This window comes from Streptomyces sp. 6N223, assembly GCF_052246635.1.
Classification (GTDB): domain Bacteria; phylum Actinomycetota; class Actinomycetes; order Streptomycetales; family Streptomycetaceae; genus Streptomyces.
The window spans coordinates 14,571-29,541 of sequence record NZ_JBQQCA010000074.1; the positions used below are offsets into that span (position 1 = coordinate 14,571).

Genomic DNA, 14,971 nt, shown 5'->3' on the forward strand with positions numbered 1-14,971 from the left:
TGGCCAGACTGGGGCCCATGAGGAGTGCGTATCGCGCGGCCTACCGCGTGGAGACCGTCCGGGCCGCCGAGGCGGCGTTGATGGCCCGGCTGCCCGAGGGAACGCTGATGGCCCGCGCCGCCGCCGGGCTGGCCGCCGCCTGCGCGGGCCTCGTCCGCCCCTATGGCGCGCGCGTCGCGCTGCTGGTCGGCGGCGGCGACAACGGCGGCGACGCCCTGTACGCCGGCGCCCGGCTCGCCCGGCGCGGCGCCGGCGTCACGGCGGTGCTGCTGTCGCCGGAACGCGCGCACGCCGGGGGCCTGGCGGCGCTGCGCGCGGCGGGCGGGCGCGTGGTGGACGCCGCCGACCGGGCCGCGGCGGGGCGGGTCCTGGCGGGCGCCACGCTCGTGGTGGACGGCATCACCGGCATCGGCGGCCGGGGCGGGCTGCGGCCGGGCGCGGCCGAGCTGCTGGAGCCGGTGGCGCAGCGGCGCACGCCCGTCGTCGCCGTGGACCTGCCCAGCGGCATCGAGCCGGACAGCGGCGAGGTGCTGGGCCCGGCGGTGCGGGCGGCGTTGACCGTGACCTTCGGGACGCACAAGCCGGGGCTGCTGATCGACCCGGCCCGCGAGTACGCCGGCGAGGTGCGGTTCGTGGACATCGGCCTGGGCCCCCACCTCCCGGCCGAGCCGGACGTGGTGGCCCTCGGCCACGGGGAGGTGGCGGCGCTGCTGCCCCGGCCCCCGGCCACGGCCGACAAGTACCGGCGGGGCGTGGTCGGCGTGGCGGCGGGCTCGGCCCGCTACCCGGGCGCGGCCGTGCTCGCCGTCGGCGGCGCGCTGCACGGCGGCGCGGGCGCGGTGCGGTACGTCGGCCCGGCGCACGAGTCGGTGATCGCCCGCTACCCCGAGTCGCTGGTGACCCCGGAGGGCCCGCCGCACCGGGCGGGCCGGGTCCAGGCGTGGGTGGTGGGCCCGGGCCTTGGCACGGGGCCGGACGCGGGGGAGACGGTGGCGGACGTGCTGCGGGCGGGGGTGCCGGTGCTGGTGGACGCGGACGGGCTGCGGCAGATCAGCCCGGAGGCGCTGCGCGACCGGGCGGCGCCGACGGTGCTCACGCCGCACGCCGGGGAGGCGGCGGCGCTGCTGGGCACCTCGCGCGAGCGCGTGGAGGGCGCGCGGCTGGCGTCGGTGCGGGAGCTGGCGGAGCGGTACGGCGCGACCGTGCTGCTGAAGGGCTCGACGACGCTGGTGGCGGGCCCCGCGGGACCTGTCGTCGCGAACCCGACCGGCACGGCGTGGCTCGCCACGGCCGGCAGCGGCGACGTCCTGTCCGGCCTGGCGGGCTCCCTCCTGGCCGCCGGGCTGGCCCCGCTCGACGCGGCGTCCGCGGCCGCGTACATCCACGGCCTGGCGGGCGCTCTGGCCCCGCCACCGCCGAGCGCGACGACGGTCACGACCGCCCTGCCGGCGGCATGGGCCGCCCTCGGGCGGGCCTAGCCGGGGGCCCCGCCCCCGGACCCCCGCGGTTCGCCGCCCACACCCCGGCACCCCACTCGGGGGTGGGGCGCCATCGTGAGCCACGGGGGAATCACAGCCGCCGCAGCCGCACGCCGCTGACGGCGTGGTCCGGCCCCTTCCGGAGGACGAGCGTCGCCCGCTGCCGAGTAGGCACGATGTTCTCCACCAGGTTCCGCTCGTTGACGTCCCGCCACGTCCCCTCCGCGTACGCCATCGCCTCCCCCTCCGGAATCTCCGCATACCTCCGGAAGTACGACTCCCGCTCCCGGAACGCCGTCGCCCGCAGCCGCCGGAACCGCTCCAGATACCACCGCCGGATATCCTCAACCCTCGCGTCCACATAGACCGAGAAGTCGAAGTAGTCCGCCAGCCCCACCCGCCCCGGCGGCGCCTGCTGCAGCACGTTCAGCCCCTCCACGATGAGGATGTCCGGCCGCCGCACCGTCTGCCGCTCGCCCGGCACGATGTCGTACCGCAGGTGGGAGTAGACCGGCGCGCCGACCTCCGCCCGCCCCGCCTTCACCTCCGCCACGAACCGCACCAGCGCCCGCCGGTCGTACGACTCGGGGAAACCCTTGCGCCGCATCAGCCCGCGCCGCGCCAACTCGGCGTTGGGCAGCAGGAACCCGTCCGTCGTCACCAGCTCCACCCGCGGGTGCTCCGGCCAGCGGGCCAGCAGTTCCCTCAGCAGCCGCGCGATTGTCGACTTGCCGACCGCGACGCTCCCCGCCAGGCCGATGACGAACGGCGTCGGCGGCTGGGCACCGCCGAGGAACGTCCCGACCGCCTCCCGCAGACGATCCGTCGCCGCGACGTACAGATTCAGGAGCCGGGACAGCGGCAGATACACCTCCCGCACCTCGTCCAGGTCGGTCACGTCGCCCAGGCCGCGCAGGCGCGCCAGCTCGCCGGCGTTCAGCGTCAGGGGCGTGCGGGCGCGCAGCGCACTCCACTCCGCGCGGCTCAGTTCAACAAATGGGGTGGAGGCTGCCACGCGGACATTCTCCGGGCCGGGCTACGCTGCCCGCATGTGCGGGATCGTCGGTTACGTAGGAGCGCAGGCCGCCCTCGATGTGGTGCTGGACGGGCTGAGCCGGCTGGAGCGGGCGGAGCGTCCGGGCTACGACTCGGCCGGCGTGGCGGTGGTCGCCGACGGCGGGCTGGCGGCGGCGAAGACCGCGGGCCGGCTGGCCGACCTGCGCGAGGTGCTGCTGCGGCGCCCGCTGCCCACCGGCACCACGGCCATCGGCCACATCCGCCAGGCCACGCACGGCGCGCCCAGCGAGGACAACGCCCACCCGCAGCTCGACAACGCCGGCCGGGTCGCCGTGGTCCACGACGGCGTCATCGACAACCACGCCGAGCTGCGCGCCGAGCTCGCCGCGCGCGGCCACGAGCTGGCCTCGCAGACGGACACCGAGGTGGTGGCGCACCTGCTGGCCGAGGCGTTCTCCTCCTGCGCCGAGCTGGCCGAGGCGATGCGGCAGGTGTGCCGGAGGCTGCGCGGCAGCTTCGCCATGCTGGCGGTCCACGCCGACGAGCCCGACGCGGTGGTGGGCGCACGCCGCGAGCTGCCGCTGTCGGTCGGGCTCGGCGACGGCGAGTCCTGCCTCGCCTCCCGCCCCGCGGCGTTCCCCGCGTCCCCCGGCGAGGTCGTCACGCTCCACGGCCCGGAGCGGGACCACGTGGTGCTGCTGCGGCGCGACCTGGACGAGGTGCGGTGCGAGATCACGGACGTCGAGGGGGGCGTGGTGCTCGCGTGATCGTGGGGGTGGGGATCGACGTGGCGGAGATCGACCGCTTCGCCGCCTCGCTGGAACGCACGCCGGAGCTGGCGCGGCGGCTGTTCGTGGAGGCGGAGCTGTGGCTGCCCAGCGGGGAGCGGCGGGGCGTCGCGTCGCTGGCGGCGCGCTTCGCCGCGAAGGAGGCCCTCGCGAAGGCGCTGGGCGCGCCGCCCGGGCTGCGCTGGACCGACGCGGAGGTCACGCAGGCCGACTCCGGCCGCCCGCACCTGACCGTGCGCGGCACGGTCGCCGCCCGCGCGGCGGAGCTGGGCGTACGCACCTGGCACCTCTCCCTGAGCCACGACGCGGGCATCGCCTCCGCGGTGGTCATCGCCGAGGCGTGACGCCCGCCGGCCGCCGTCCGGGGACGCCGCCCCCGCACCCCTGAAGCCCTGACGAGGGAATCAGCCGAGCTGCCGCTTCACCACGTCCGCCAGCCCCGTCGCCACCGCCTCCGCCAGCGCGGAGTCCGCCGCCTCCACCATCACCCGCACCAGCGGCTCCGTCCCGGACGGCCGCAGCAGCACCCGCCCCGTCACCCCCAGCTGCCGCTCCGCCTCCGCCACGGCCTCCGCCAGCTCGCGGCAGTCCGCGACCCGGCTCCTGTCCACGTCGGGCACGTTGATCAGCACCTGCGGCAGCCGCCGCATCACCCCCGCCAGCTCCGCCAGCGTCCGCCGCGTCGCCGCCACCCGGGCCGCCAGCAGCAGCCCCGTCAGCGTCCCGTCCCCCGTCGTCGCGTGGTCGAGCACGATGACGTGACCGGACTGCTCGCCGCCCAGCGCGTACCCGCCCCGCTTCATCTCCTCCAGCACATACCGGTCGCCGACCGAGGTCTGCCGCAGCCGCAGCCCCTCGCGCTCCATCGCCAGCGTCAGGCCCAGATTCGACATGACCGTGGCCACGACCGTGTCCTGCCGCAGCGTGCCCGCCTCACGCATCGCCAGCGCGAGCACCGCAAGGATCTGGTCGCCGTCCACGTCCTCGCCCGCCGCGTCGGCGGCCAGGCAGCGGTCGGCGTCCCCGTCCACCGCCACGCCCAGGTCAGCGCCGTGCTCCACCACCGCGGCCCGCAGCGCGGCCAGGTTCGTCGAGCCGTACCCGTCGTTGATGTTGAGCCCGTCCGGGTCGGCGCCGATGGTGACGACCTCGGCGCCCGCCCGCGCGAACGCCTCCGGAGCCACCCGCGACGCCGCCCCGTGCGCGGCGTCGATCACGACCCTCACGCCCTCCAGCCGGTTCGGCAGCGCCGCCACCAGGTGGGCCACGTACGAGTCGAAGCCCTCCGCGTAGTCCGTGACCCGGCCGACCCCCGCGCCCACCGGCCGCTCCCAGGGCTGGCCCGCCGCGTGCTCGGCGTACGCCGCCTCGATGCGGTCCTCCACCTCGTCCGCGAGCTTGTGGCCGCCCCGCGCGAAGAACTTGATGCCGTTGTCCGGCATGGGGTTGTGGCTCGCCGACAGCATCACGCCGAAGTCGGCGCCGAGCGACCCCGTGAGGTGGGCGACGGCCGGCGTGGGCAGCACCCCGACCCGCAGCACGTCCACGCCCGCGCTGGCCAGGCCCGCCACCACCGCCGCCTCCAGGAACTCCCCGGACGCCCGCGGATCGCGCCCGACCACCGCCACCGGGCGTGGCTGCCGTGGTCCGGCGTTCGCGGGGCGCGCGGTGGCGAGCTCGCGCGCCGCCGCGACCGACAGGCCGAGCGCCATCTCGGCCGTGAGATCCGCGTTGGCGACGCCTCTCACGCCATCCGTTCCGAAGAGTCGTCCCACTGTGGTCCTCCGATTGTTCACAATGCGGCCCGTAGCCCCCGCAGCGTTAACCGTATAAAAGGAACACCCCGGCAGCACCGCGTGCTGCCGGGGCATACAGCAAAGTTCGCCGGATGGGGTCAACGCTTGCTGTACTGGGTACCCTTCCGGGCCTTCTTCAGACCGGCCTTCTTCCGCTCGACCGCGCGGGCGTCGCGCGTGAGGAACCCGGCCTTCTTCAGGGGGCCGCGGTTGTTCTCGACGTCGGCCTCGTTGAGGGCGCGGGCCACGCCCAGGCGCAGCGCGCCGGCCTGGCCGGAGATGCCGCCGCCGGAGATGCGGGCGACCACGTCGTAGCGCTCCTCAAGCTCCAGGACCTTGAAGGGCTCGTTGACGGACTGCTGGTGCACCTTGTTCGGGAAGTAGCCCTCCAGGGTGCGCCCGTTGATCTTCCACTTCCCGGAGCCGGGGCGGATGCGGACCCGCGCGATGGCCTCCTTGCGGCGGCCGGTGCCGACGCCGGGCTGCGGGTCGCCGAAGCGGGCGGTGACGCCCTCGCTCGCGGTGGCGAACTCCTCGGGGGTGGACTCGGTGGTGTACTCCTCGACCTCGGGAACCTCGGTGTCGAGGGATTCGGTAGTGGGCTCGGCCACGGTTCTCCTCAGATGTTTCTTCGTCTCGGGGGCGGTGGCCGGACTACTGCGCGACCTGGGTGATCTCGAACGGCACCGGCTTCTGCGCGGCGTGCGGGTGCTCCTCGCCCGCGTAGACCTTGAGCTTGCCGAACATCTGGCGGCCCAGGGTGTTCTTCGGGAGCATGCCCTTGATGGCCTTCTCCACGGCCTTCTCCGGCGCGTTCTTCAGCAGGTCCTCGTACCGGACGGACCTCAGGCCGCCGGGGTAGCCGGAGTGGCGGTAGGCCAGCTTCTGGGTCCGCTTGTTGCCGGTCAGGTGCACCTTGGCGGCGTTGACGATGATGACGAAGTCACCCGTGTCAACGTGCGGCGCGTATACCGGCTTGTGCTTGCCCCGCAGAAGGGTGGCGGCCTGGGTGGCCAGGCGGCCCAGCACCACGTCGGTGGCGTCGATGACGTGCCATTGACGCTCAATGTCGCCGGGCTTGGGGCTGTACGTACGCACGGTCGGTAGCCTTCGCTTGTTCGGTGAGTCGATAGAACGGGTCCTGATGGACCGGCGCAAGGCCCCTCACGTGAGATCGAGCAAGCCATACGCATTATCGACCAAGCAGCGTACCTGCCCGCATCCTCGGGGGTCAAAACGAGCCCGGGGCTCACAGGCCGCCACCGGATTGTGACCCCGGGGCGGGGTGGCCGCCAATCCTCTTTCCTTAAGATGCGGTCCATGAGCTATGGGCAGGGGGGATACCCCGGTGGACCGGGCGGCCCCGGGGGTCCCGTGTGGAATCCGGGTACGCCGCCGGGCATGCCGCCCGGCGGGCCGCAGACGCCCGACTGGAGCGCGCTGGCGGCGGACGCGGAGCGGCGCCGCATGCGCCGGCGCCTGTGGACGATCGTCGGCAGCGTGCTGGCCGCGGCGGCCGTGGGCACCGTGGTGGCCCTCCTCATCGTGAGCTCGGGCGACGACAGCGGCGAGGGCACCACCACCGCGCTGCCGTCGTCCTCGGACCTGCCGCCGGACACCACCAAGCCGCAGCCGACCTTCGAGGACACGACGCTGCCGCCGCTGCCCGAGCCGCGGGACTTCATATCCAACCCCGAGATGGACATCGCGCCCTTCACCATCGGCGCGTTCTTCGGCGACGCGGCGATGGAGATCGAGGGCCGCTCGTACGCCCAGCGGACCACCGAGGGCGGCCAGGACTGCCCGGCGGCCGTCACGCCCGACCTGGGCACCGTGCTGACCGACCACGGCTGCGCGGCGTTGCTGCGCGCCACCTACGCCACGGGCGACGTGGCCGTGACCGTGGGCGTCGCCCAGTTCCCCAGCGAGCAGGACGCCGAGGCCGCGCGCAGCGAGGCCGTCAACAACCTGCTGCCGCTCACCAGCGGCGACGCCCCCGACTTCTGCCAGCGCGGCGGCTGCGTCGCCACCGCCAACCAGATCGGCCGCTACGCCTACTTCACGATCGCGGGCAACGCCGACGGCAGCCCGATCAGCGGCGAGGACACCCCCGCCCACCAGGCGGCGCGCGACGGCAACGACCACGCGTTCGAGCTGATCATCCAGCGCGGCGAGGCCCAGGCGTCCGCCTCGGCCAGCGCGCGGGTCGAGGAGCGCGAGAACAACGACTGAGCCCGGTTACGCGGGCGCGTCGCCCGCCAGCGTCCGCACCCTCCGCGCCTCCCGGTTCCGCCGCTCCAGCTCGCCCTCCGGCGGGTAGCCGACCTCCTCCAGGGTCAGCCCGTGCGGCCGCACCACGTGCACGGCCGAGTCCCGCACCCCGGCCGCCAGCACCCGCGCCGGCCACTCCGGCGGCCGGTGCCCGTCGCCGACGAACAGCAGCGCCCCCACCAGCGAGCGCACCATGTTGTGGCAGAACGCGTCGGCCCGCACGGTGCCCTCGACCACGCCGTCACTCCTTCGCTCCCACCGCAGCTCCCGCAGCGCGCGAATGGTGGTGGCGTTGGCGTCGCCCCTCCTCCGCTTGCAGAACGCCGCGAAGTCGTGCTCGCCGAGCAGCCGCGCGGAGGCCTCGTTCATCGCCGCCACGTCCAGCGGCCAGTTGTGCCACAGCACGTGCCCGCGCTGGAGCGGATCGACCCCGCCCGGGTGATCGCTGACCCGATACGAGTACCTTCTCCACACCGCCGAGAACCGCGCGTCAAAGTGCGGCGGCGCCTCGGCCACCCCCCACACCCGCACGTCCTGCGGCAGCCGCCCGGCCAGCCGCCGCACCAGGTGCTCGCCGTGCTCCTCCCACACCCCCACCGGCAGATCCACGTGCGCCACCTGCCCCCGCGCGTGCACCCCGGCATCCGTCCGCCCCGCCACGGTCAGCTCGTACGCCGCCCCCTCCCCCGCCCGCGTGACGACCCGCAGCGCGTCCTCGACCTCGCCCTGCACCGTACGCAGCCCCCGCTGCCGCGCCCACCCGGCGAAGCCCGCACCGTCGTAGGACAGGTCCAGCCGCACCCTCACCACATCCACCACGTCACTCACGCCGACGATCCTCTCAAACGCCGACGATGTGTGAGCCTGGCTCTCACAGCGCTTCATTCATCGCGGAGAGCGCCGACCAGGTTCACGTGCTTCACGCCACCACCTCAGTAGTGGTAACGCGCGGCGAGGATGATGATCTCTTTGTCCGCAACGATGTAGACGAGCCGGTGCTCGTCATCGATCCGCCGCGACCAAGCTCCGGGCAGGTGATGCTTCAGCGGCTCCGGTTTTCCGATCCCGGTGAACGGGTCCCGGCGGATGTCCTCGATGAGCTTGTTGATCCGGGCGAGCATCTTGCGGTCGTTCTTCAGCCAGGATGTGTAGTCCTCCCAGCCGTGCTCCTCGAAGACAAGCCTCACGCGGCGCCGCTCCCCTCGTCTGCCGCGTCGGGGTCGATCAGCTTTCGTTCAGCGACGTTGATGCCGCTGAGGGCATTCTCGTACGCCTTGAGCAGACGACGGGCATTGGCAGGGGAACGGAGCAGGTAGGAGCCTTCGCGCAGCGCGGCGTAGTCCTCAGCAGAGACGAGAACCGCATTGCCGTGCTTGGACACGATCTCGATTGCCTCGTGATCGTCGTTGACTTTCTTGATGAGCGGAAAGAGTGCCTTGCGGGCCTCGCTCGCAGTGATCGACATCGCCCCAGACCTTCCGAGAGTGGTACCGAATAACGTACCACTCCGCGATGCACGAGGCCAGGCGTGATCACGCACGAAACTGCGTTCGTGCCCTCCCACAGGCGAACAGGAGGGCACACGCGCGTCAGCGACCGAACCGGCCGCCCTTCACCGCGGCGACGAAGCCGGACCAGCCGGCGGCCGGGATGGCCAACGCCGGGCCGTGCGGGTTCTTGCTGTCCCGCACCGGTATGACGCCGGGCACGCCGTCCGCGACCTCCAGACAGTCACCGTTGTCGCCCAGGCTGTAGCTCGACTTGCGCCAGCCGGGGACTTCGGCGACCTCCAGGCAGTCGCCGTTGTCGCCGTGGCTGTAGCTCGACTTGCGCCACGCCGCCCGGAGCGCGGACGCGTCAGGGATGCTCTTGCTCCGCATTCTTCTCGTATTCCTCCGCCACCGACTCGATCAGTTCGAGGGACGCCTTGAGCGGCAACGCGGCCGCCCGCGCCAGATCATAGGCGTCCCGGAAGCGCCCCACCGTCGCCGGATCGTCGACCAACAACCCGGTGTACAGCGCTTGGACGTACGCCTGGCCGGGCTCGTCGGCGAAGCGCATCAGCTTCAGATTAGTGCCCATGAACGGATGTGCGCCCATCGCGAACGGCAGCACCTGAACCTGCACCCGCCCTGACCGGATCAGCGCGGCGATGTGCCTCAGCTGGACCGCCATCGCCTCCGATCCGCCAACGACCGTGCGCAGCACGTTCTCGCCGAGGATCGCCCACATCCGGGGCTTCTTCGGATCCTCCAGGATGCGGGCACGGCTGAGCCTGTTGACAACCCACTGGTCAAGTTCCTCGGCGGACAGGTTGGGTTCGGCTCCCAGGTTGATGGCGCGGGCGTAGTCGGCCGTCTGCAACAGCCCAGGGACGATGCCGACCGCGAACTCCTCGATGACCTCCGCCCGCCGCTCCGACTCCGCCGCGTCCTGGAACTGCGGCGCGAACTGCGCTTCATCGAGCGTCGGCTGCCACCGCTCGAAGAAGCCGTCCGCGTCCAGCGCCTGGTCCAGCCGCCTGGCGTCCTCGATGCACGGCCGCCGCCTCCCCGCCTCGATGTGGGCGATCATCGACGGCGAAAGGATCACCACATCGCCCAGCGACTGCTGCGTGTGGCCCGCCCGCTCCCTCCGCAGCCGCAGCTCCTCGCCGTACTTCAGCCGCGTCATCGCCGGTTCCTGATCGTTGGCCATGGCTTCAACTCCCCTCTTGACAGGGCCGCAGGACCGCCCCCACGGCTGCCAACTCCCTTACTGCGACGGCAGTCTGTACGCAGAACAGCACACACCGCAACAGCGCCAAGAAGCCGAGGACGCCACATGTACGACCGAGACCGCGACCGCCCCACCTCCGGCGCGGGAGCGCGCCTCCTGCCGTGGGAGACGCCCGAGGGCAAGCCGTGTTACCTCTCCACCGACGACAACGCCGACCTGCTGTGGCGGGTGGCCGACGAGGCCGAGGAGAAGCAGCTCCGCCTCGCCGACGACTGTCTCGACCACGCCCACCGTGTCCTCGCCAACCCCACGGCTGGCCCCCTCACGCTCCGGGTCGCTCTCCAACGGACCAGCACTTGCCTCAGCGACACCCTCCGCATCGCCGACAGCCGGGGCGCCCGTCTGCCCCTACCTGACGAGCCGTACGACCCGTGACCTCCGAGTCACCACCGCCAGGACGATATGCCGCCTTTCCACACCCCTACGCATGGACGCATGGAGCAGCCGAAACGCCGCTGGGCCCGTACCCCGGGGGGTACGGGCCCAGCGGACCACTGCCGCGCCACGGCCTGGGAGGCGCGACGACGTCAGTCCTTCTTCTCCTCGGCCTCCGGCTCCTCGTTGACCGCCTCGGCGCCGGCCTCGGTGTCCTCGGGCTCCTTCTCCAGGTCGGCCTTCGACTTCGCCTCGTCGGCCTCCTTCACCGCCCGCCGGGCCGCGGCCTCGGCCTCGCCCACCGCCTCCTGCTGCACGGTGAGGGCCTCGACCAGCTCGATCACGGCCATGGGGGCGTTGTCCCCCCGGCGCGGGCCGAGCTTGGTGATGCGGGTGTAGCCGCCGGGGCGGTTGGCGAACTTCGGGCCGATCTCCGTGAAGAGCGTGTGCACCACGCTCTTGTCGCGGATGGTCTGCATGACCTGGCGGCGGTTGTGCAGGTCGCCCTTCTTCGCCTTGGTGATCAGCCGCTCGGCCACGGGCCGCAGCCTGCGGGCCTTGGCCTCGGTGGTCTTGATGCGGCCGTGCTCGAAGAGCGCGGTGGCGAGGTTCGCCAGCATCAGCCGCTCGTGGGCGGGGCTGCCACCCAGCCGCGGGCCCTTGGTGGGCTTCGGCATCGGTCTTCTCCTGTCGTTATCTGCACCGGCCGTATCAGGTACCGGTGTCAGCGGATGTGTGTCCTCGGCGACGCCCCGGGACGGCGCCCGGAGCTCCGCCGAGGGCTCGGCGGGCACGGACCTGGAGGTCCTGCCCGCCTCAGGCGGTACGCCCCGCTCGCGAGGCGGATCGCCGGTTCGGCCCGGGGCCAGCTTCGGTCCCGGGCTCCGGTGGCGGCCCAGCTCTCGCGAACCTGCCGCCAACGGACACCAGGCCACCGTCTCCGGGCGGAAGCCCTCGTCGTGGCCGACCCCGCCGGAGGCGACAGCCAGCCGCCGCCTGAGCGGGCGCCGGGCCGCCAGGCCCGGCCCGCCCCGGCGGGGCCGGCCCGCGGCCGACCCCGCCGGAGGCGATCAGTACTGCTCGGTCTCGTGGAACCCGGTGTCGCCCTCGTCCTCCGCGCCGAAGGCGTCGGCCGCCGAGGCGGGGTCGAATCCGGGCGGGCTGTCCTTCAGGGCCAGGCCCATGCCGGCCAGCTTCGCCTTGACCTCGTCGATCGACTTCGCGCCGAAGTTGCGGATGTCGAGCAGGTCCGCCTCCGAGCGCGCGACCAGCTCGCCCACGGAGTGGATGCCCTCGCGCTTGAGGCAGTTGTAGGAGCGGACCGTCAGCTCCAGCTCCTCGATCGGCAGCGCCAGGTCGGCCGCGAGCGCCGCGTCGGTCGGCGAGGGGCCCATGTCGATGCCCTCGGCGTCCACGTTCAGCTCGCGCGCCAGGCCGAACAGCTCGACCAGGGTCTTGCCCGCCGAGGCCATGGCGTCCCTCGGCCGCATGGCCTCCTTGGTCTCGACGTCGACGATCAGCTTGTCGAAGTCGGTGCGCTGCTCGACGCGGGTGGCCTCCACCTTGTAGGTGACCTTCAGCACGGGGCTGTAGATGGAGTCGACCGGGATCCGGCCGATCTCCTGGCCGACCGCCTTGTTCTGCACCGCCGAGACGTAGCCGCGACCGCGCTCGACGGTCAGCTCCATCTCCAGCTTGCCCTTGTTGTTGAGGGCGGCGAGGACCAGGTCGGGGTTGTGCACCTCGACGCCGGCGGGCGGGGCGATGTCGGCGGCGGTGACCAGGCCGGGGCCCTGCTTGCGCAGGTACATCACCACGGGCTCGTCGTGCTCGGAGGAGACGACGAGCTGCTTGATGTTGAGGATGAGATCGGTGACGTCCTCCTTGACGCCCGGCACGGTGGAGAACTCGTGCAGCACGCCGTCGATGCGGATGCTGGTGACAGCCGCGCCGGGGATGGAGGAGAGCAGCGTACGCCGCAGGGAGTTTCCGAGGGTGTAGCCGAAGCCCGGCTCCAGCGGCTCGATCACGAACCGGGAGCGGAACTCGTCGACGACCTCTTCGGTCAGGGAGGGGCGCTGAGCGATCAGCATGGGAATGACTCCAGTCTTCGGCAACCGCTATTTGATGCCGAACGAAGACAACGTGTAGTTCGAGGATACGGGGAAGCCACCCGAAACCCGCATGGCTTCCCCGATCCCTTTGTCGTGCTTACTTCGAGTAGAGCTCGACGATCAGCTGCTCCTGCACCTGGGTGTCGATCACCTGGCGCTCGGGCAGCGAGTGGACGAGGATCCGCAGCTGGGAGGGGATGGACTCCAGCCACGCCGGCACGGTCTTGTCCCCGGCCTCCGCCGCCGCCACCTGGAAGGGGGTGAGGTTGCGGGAGGACTCGCGGACCTCGACGATGTCGCTGGGCTGCACCCGCGCCGAGGGGATGTCGGTCTTCCGGCCGTTGACCACGATGTGGCCGTGCCGGACGAGCTGACGGGCGTGGTCGCGGGACTTGGCGAAGCCGGCCCGGTAGACCACGTTGTCGAGGCGGGATTCCAGGATCCGCAGCAGGTTCTCGCCGGTCTTGCCCTGCTGGCGGTTGGCCTCGTTGTAGTACCCCCGGAACTGCTTCTCCAGAACGCCGTAGATGCGCGCGCACTTCTGCTTCTCGCGCTTCTGCAGCAGGTACTCACTGTCCTTGGTGCGCCCGCGTCCGTGCTCACCCGGGGGGTAAGGACGGATCTCGATCGGGCACTTAGCGCTCTCGCACTTGGCTCCCTTGAGGAAGAGCTTCTGCTTCTCCCGACGGCAACGCTTGCAGTCGGCCCCGGTGTAACGCGCCATATCTGTTTCGTCTCCTACTTCACCTGTCGGGCCGGGTCACACACGCCGACGCTTGGGCGGGCGGCAGCCGTTGTGCGGGGTCGGGGTCACGTCCTGGATCGAGCCGACCTCGAGGCCGGTGGCCTGGAGGGAACGGATCGCGGTCTCCCGGCCGGAGCCGGGGCCCTTGACGAAGACGTCGACCTTGCGCATCCCGTGCTCCTGCGCACGCCGGGCAGCGTTCTCGGCGGCCATCTGGGCGGCGTAGGGGGTGGACTTGCGCGAGCCCTTGAAGCCGACGTGGCCGGCCGAGGCCCAGGAGATCACATTCCCGCTGGGGTCGGTGATCGAGACGATGGTGTTGTTGAACGTGCTCTTGATGTGGGCATGCCCGTGAGCGACGTTCTTCTTTTCCTTCCGGCGCACCTTCTTGGTACCGGCGCCGGTACGGCCCTTTGGAGGCATCTGGTCTGAAACTCCCTGGAGGTGGTCGGTCCTTGCTGCACGGACCTAACGACGGCTGTCCGTGAGCGGACTACTTCTTTCCTGGCTTCTTCTTGCCGGCGATCGCGCGACGCGGGCCCTTGCGGGTGCGAGCGTTGGTCTTGGTGCGCTGGCCGTGGACGGGGAGTCCCCGGCGGTGGCGCAGGCCCTCGTAACAGCCGATCTCGACCTTGCGGCGGATGTCGGCCTGGATCTCCCGGCGGAGGTCGCCCTCCACCCTGATGTTGTTGTCCACGTACTCGCGGAGCTTGACGAGGTCCTCCTCGCCGAGATCGCGGACGCGGGTGTCGGGGTTGACCCCGGTGCTGGCCAGCGTCTCCTTGGCAAGGGTGCGCCCGATGCCGAAGACGTAGGTGAGAGCGACCTCGACGCGCTTGTCGCGCGGGAGGTCAACGCCTGCGAGGCGTGCCATGTATGTGGCTCCTGGTGATGTCGTCGGAGGTCTGCCGCAGCACCGTTCCCGAGACCCCTTGGCGGGCTGCCGGGTCCCCGGCCTCCGACCGGGGGTGTCGTCCTCGCCCGGGGGCGAGGGGACGGGTGACTGCGATATCTGCTGGATCTGCTGGTGCGAAGCTTCGGGTACGAGACGCGATCAGCCCTGGCGCTGCTTGTGGCGCAGGTTCTCGCAGATGACCATGACCCGCCCGTGGCGGCGGATCACCTTGCACTTGTCGCAGATCTTCTTGACGCTCGGCCTGACCTTCATCGCTGGGTGGCTTCTTCCGGGTCTTGGATCTACGTGTATCTACTTGTAGCGGTAGACGATCCGCCCGCGGGTCAGGTCGTACGGAGAGAGCTCCACCACGACCCTGTCGTCGGGCAGGATACGGATGTAGTGCATACGCATCTTGCCGCTGATGTGCGCGAGGACCTGGTGCCCGTTCTGGAGCTCCACCTTGAACATCGCGTTCGGGAGAGACTCGACGACGGTGCCCTCGATCTCGATGGCCCCTTGTTTTTTGGCCATGCCTGAGCGTTTCACCTTCCGGGATCGGCTACCTGGACAGCCCTGACACGCGGGTGTACCAGGACCGACGGACCAGTCTACGCCGCCCCACCCGAAAAGACGAATCGATGATCCATTCCCCGCCGAAGAGATCCTTAACCACGGCGCCCCCGGAACCCCGGGTGGGGTGCCGGGGTGTGG

The 14,971-nt window shown here is 71.8% G+C and carries 20 protein-coding genes and 1 pseudogene; 5 read left to right on the forward strand and 16 right to left on the reverse strand.

Annotated features, from left to right (window positions below):
* The first annotated feature begins 17 nt into the window (after positions 1 to 17).
* Positions 18 to 1,478: an NAD(P)H-hydrate dehydratase gene (locus ACTWQH_RS29985; protein ID WP_443289939.1), complete on the forward strand. Its 1,461-nt coding sequence runs from the start codon at positions 18 to 20 to the stop codon at positions 1,476 to 1,478.
* Positions 1,479 to 1,569: 91 nt separating this feature from the next.
* Here the strand turns inward: ACTWQH_RS29985 and coaA are convergent, their stop codons facing one another.
* Positions 1,570 to 2,493 carry a type I pantothenate kinase gene (gene coaA, locus ACTWQH_RS29990; protein ID WP_443289940.1) on the reverse strand — a complete coding sequence of 308 codons (924 nt, stop codon included), beginning with the start codon at positions 2,491 to 2,493 and terminating at the stop codon, positions 1,570 to 1,572.
* 34 nt (positions 2,494 to 2,527) lie between these two features.
* Here coaA and ACTWQH_RS29995 point away from each other — a divergent pair.
* Both ACTWQH_RS29995 and ACTWQH_RS30000 read left to right on the forward strand, forming a co-directional pair.
* Positions 2,528 to 3,244: pseudogene (locus ACTWQH_RS29995) on the forward strand (glutamine--fructose-6-phosphate transaminase (isomerizing)); the annotation flags it as partial.
* Between the two features lie 14 nt (positions 3,245 to 3,258).
* Entirely contained in the window at positions 3,259 to 3,627 is a 369-nt protein-coding gene (locus ACTWQH_RS30000; RefSeq protein WP_443289941.1) for a holo-ACP synthase, read from the forward strand.
* Positions 3,628 to 3,687: 60 nt separating this feature from the next.
* Here ACTWQH_RS30000 and glmM read toward each other — a convergent pair whose 3' ends face one another.
* The 3 genes from glmM to rplM form a co-directional block, all read right to left on the reverse strand.
* Positions 3,688 to 5,058 (reverse strand): phosphoglucosamine mutase, encoded by a 1,371-nt coding sequence (gene glmM, locus ACTWQH_RS30005; protein ID WP_443289942.1) that lies wholly within the window; start codon positions 5,056 to 5,058, stop codon positions 3,688 to 3,690.
* A gap of 119 nt (positions 5,059 to 5,177) precedes the next feature.
* On the reverse strand, positions 5,178 to 5,690 hold the full coding sequence (rpsI, locus tag ACTWQH_RS30010) for a 30S ribosomal protein S9 (RefSeq protein WP_443289943.1): 513 nt from the start codon (positions 5,688 to 5,690) through the stop codon (positions 5,178 to 5,180).
* 43 nt (positions 5,691 to 5,733) lie between these two features.
* A complete protein-coding gene (gene rplM, locus ACTWQH_RS30015; RefSeq protein ID WP_443289944.1) occupies positions 5,734 to 6,177 on the reverse strand; it encodes a 50S ribosomal protein L13 in 444 nt (147 codons plus the stop codon).
* Positions 6,178 to 6,399: 222 nt separating this feature from the next.
* Here rplM and ACTWQH_RS30020 point away from each other — a divergent pair, with 222 nt between their 5' ends.
* On the forward strand, positions 6,400 to 7,311 hold the full coding sequence (locus ACTWQH_RS30020) for a hypothetical protein (protein ID WP_443289945.1): 912 nt from the start codon (positions 6,400 to 6,402) through the stop codon (positions 7,309 to 7,311).
* A gap of 6 nt (positions 7,312 to 7,317) precedes the next feature.
* Here ACTWQH_RS30020 and truA read toward each other — a convergent pair whose 3' ends face one another.
* From truA to ACTWQH_RS30045, 5 genes are all read right to left on the reverse strand, one after another.
* On the reverse strand, positions 7,318 to 8,169 hold the full coding sequence (truA, locus tag ACTWQH_RS30025; protein WP_443289957.1) for a tRNA pseudouridine(38-40) synthase TruA: 852 nt from the start codon (positions 8,167 to 8,169) through the stop codon (positions 7,318 to 7,320).
* Between the two features lie 113 nt (positions 8,170 to 8,282).
* Positions 8,283 to 8,537, reverse strand: coding sequence for a Txe/YoeB family addiction module toxin (locus ACTWQH_RS30030; protein ID WP_443289946.1), 255 nt, complete (start codon positions 8,535 to 8,537; stop codon positions 8,283 to 8,285).
* On the reverse strand, positions 8,534 to 8,815 hold the full coding sequence (locus ACTWQH_RS30035; protein WP_443289947.1) for a type II toxin-antitoxin system Phd/YefM family antitoxin: 282 nt from the start codon (positions 8,813 to 8,815) through the stop codon (positions 8,534 to 8,536). The genes ACTWQH_RS30030 and ACTWQH_RS30035 overlap by 4 nt, the downstream gene beginning before the upstream one ends.
* A 124-nt stretch (positions 8,816 to 8,939) precedes the next feature.
* Positions 8,940 to 9,230 (reverse strand): DUF397 domain-containing protein, encoded by a 291-nt coding sequence (locus tag ACTWQH_RS30040; protein ID WP_443289948.1) that lies wholly within the window; start codon positions 9,228 to 9,230, stop codon positions 8,940 to 8,942.
* Positions 9,208 to 10,047 carry a helix-turn-helix domain-containing protein gene (locus tag ACTWQH_RS30045; protein WP_443289949.1) on the reverse strand — a complete coding sequence of 280 codons (840 nt, stop codon included), beginning with the start codon at positions 10,045 to 10,047 and terminating at the stop codon, positions 9,208 to 9,210. The genes ACTWQH_RS30040 and ACTWQH_RS30045 overlap by 23 nt, the downstream gene beginning before the upstream one ends.
* Positions 10,048 to 10,173: 126 nt before the next feature.
* Here ACTWQH_RS30045 and ACTWQH_RS30050 point away from each other — a divergent pair, with 126 nt between their 5' ends.
* Positions 10,174 to 10,503 carry a hypothetical protein gene (locus tag ACTWQH_RS30050; RefSeq protein WP_443289950.1) on the forward strand — a complete coding sequence of 110 codons (330 nt, stop codon included), beginning with the start codon at positions 10,174 to 10,176 and terminating at the stop codon, positions 10,501 to 10,503.
* Between the two features lie 152 nt (positions 10,504 to 10,655).
* On the opposite strand, the gene rplQ is transcribed toward ACTWQH_RS30050, so the two are convergent.
* From rplQ to infA, 7 genes are all read right to left on the reverse strand, one after another.
* The gene (rplQ, locus tag ACTWQH_RS30055; RefSeq protein WP_443289951.1) at positions 10,656 to 11,180 is read right to left on the reverse strand and encodes a 50S ribosomal protein L17; all 525 of its coding nucleotides are present in this window, start codon (positions 11,178 to 11,180) and stop codon (positions 10,656 to 10,658) included.
* 393 nt (positions 11,181 to 11,573) lie between these two features.
* Complete coding sequence (locus ACTWQH_RS30060) at positions 11,574 to 12,596, reverse strand: DNA-directed RNA polymerase subunit alpha (RefSeq protein ID WP_443289952.1); 1,023 nt, start codon at positions 12,594 to 12,596, stop codon at positions 11,574 to 11,576.
* A gap of 118 nt (positions 12,597 to 12,714) precedes the next feature.
* Positions 12,715 to 13,341 carry a 30S ribosomal protein S4 gene (gene rpsD, locus ACTWQH_RS30065; protein ID WP_443289953.1) on the reverse strand — a complete coding sequence of 209 codons (627 nt, stop codon included), beginning with the start codon at positions 13,339 to 13,341 and terminating at the stop codon, positions 12,715 to 12,717.
* Positions 13,342 to 13,377: 36 nt separating this feature from the next.
* The gene (rpsK, locus tag ACTWQH_RS30070) at positions 13,378 to 13,785 is read right to left on the reverse strand and encodes a 30S ribosomal protein S11 (protein ID WP_443289954.1); all 408 of its coding nucleotides are present in this window, start codon (positions 13,783 to 13,785) and stop codon (positions 13,378 to 13,380) included.
* A 70-nt stretch (positions 13,786 to 13,855) separates the two neighbouring features.
* On the reverse strand, positions 13,856 to 14,236 hold the full coding sequence (rpsM, locus tag ACTWQH_RS30075; RefSeq protein ID WP_443289955.1) for a 30S ribosomal protein S13: 381 nt from the start codon (positions 14,234 to 14,236) through the stop codon (positions 13,856 to 13,858).
* Between the two features lie 180 nt (positions 14,237 to 14,416).
* Positions 14,417 to 14,530 carry a 50S ribosomal protein L36 gene (gene rpmJ / locus ACTWQH_RS30080; RefSeq protein ID WP_049567412.1) on the reverse strand — a complete coding sequence of 38 codons (114 nt, stop codon included), beginning with the start codon at positions 14,528 to 14,530 and terminating at the stop codon, positions 14,417 to 14,419.
* Positions 14,531 to 14,569: 39 nt separating this feature from the next.
* The gene (gene infA / locus ACTWQH_RS30085) at positions 14,570 to 14,791 is read right to left on the reverse strand and encodes a translation initiation factor IF-1 (RefSeq protein ID WP_003948620.1); all 222 of its coding nucleotides are present in this window, start codon (positions 14,789 to 14,791) and stop codon (positions 14,570 to 14,572) included.
* Positions 14,792 to 14,971: the final 180 nt, after the last annotated feature.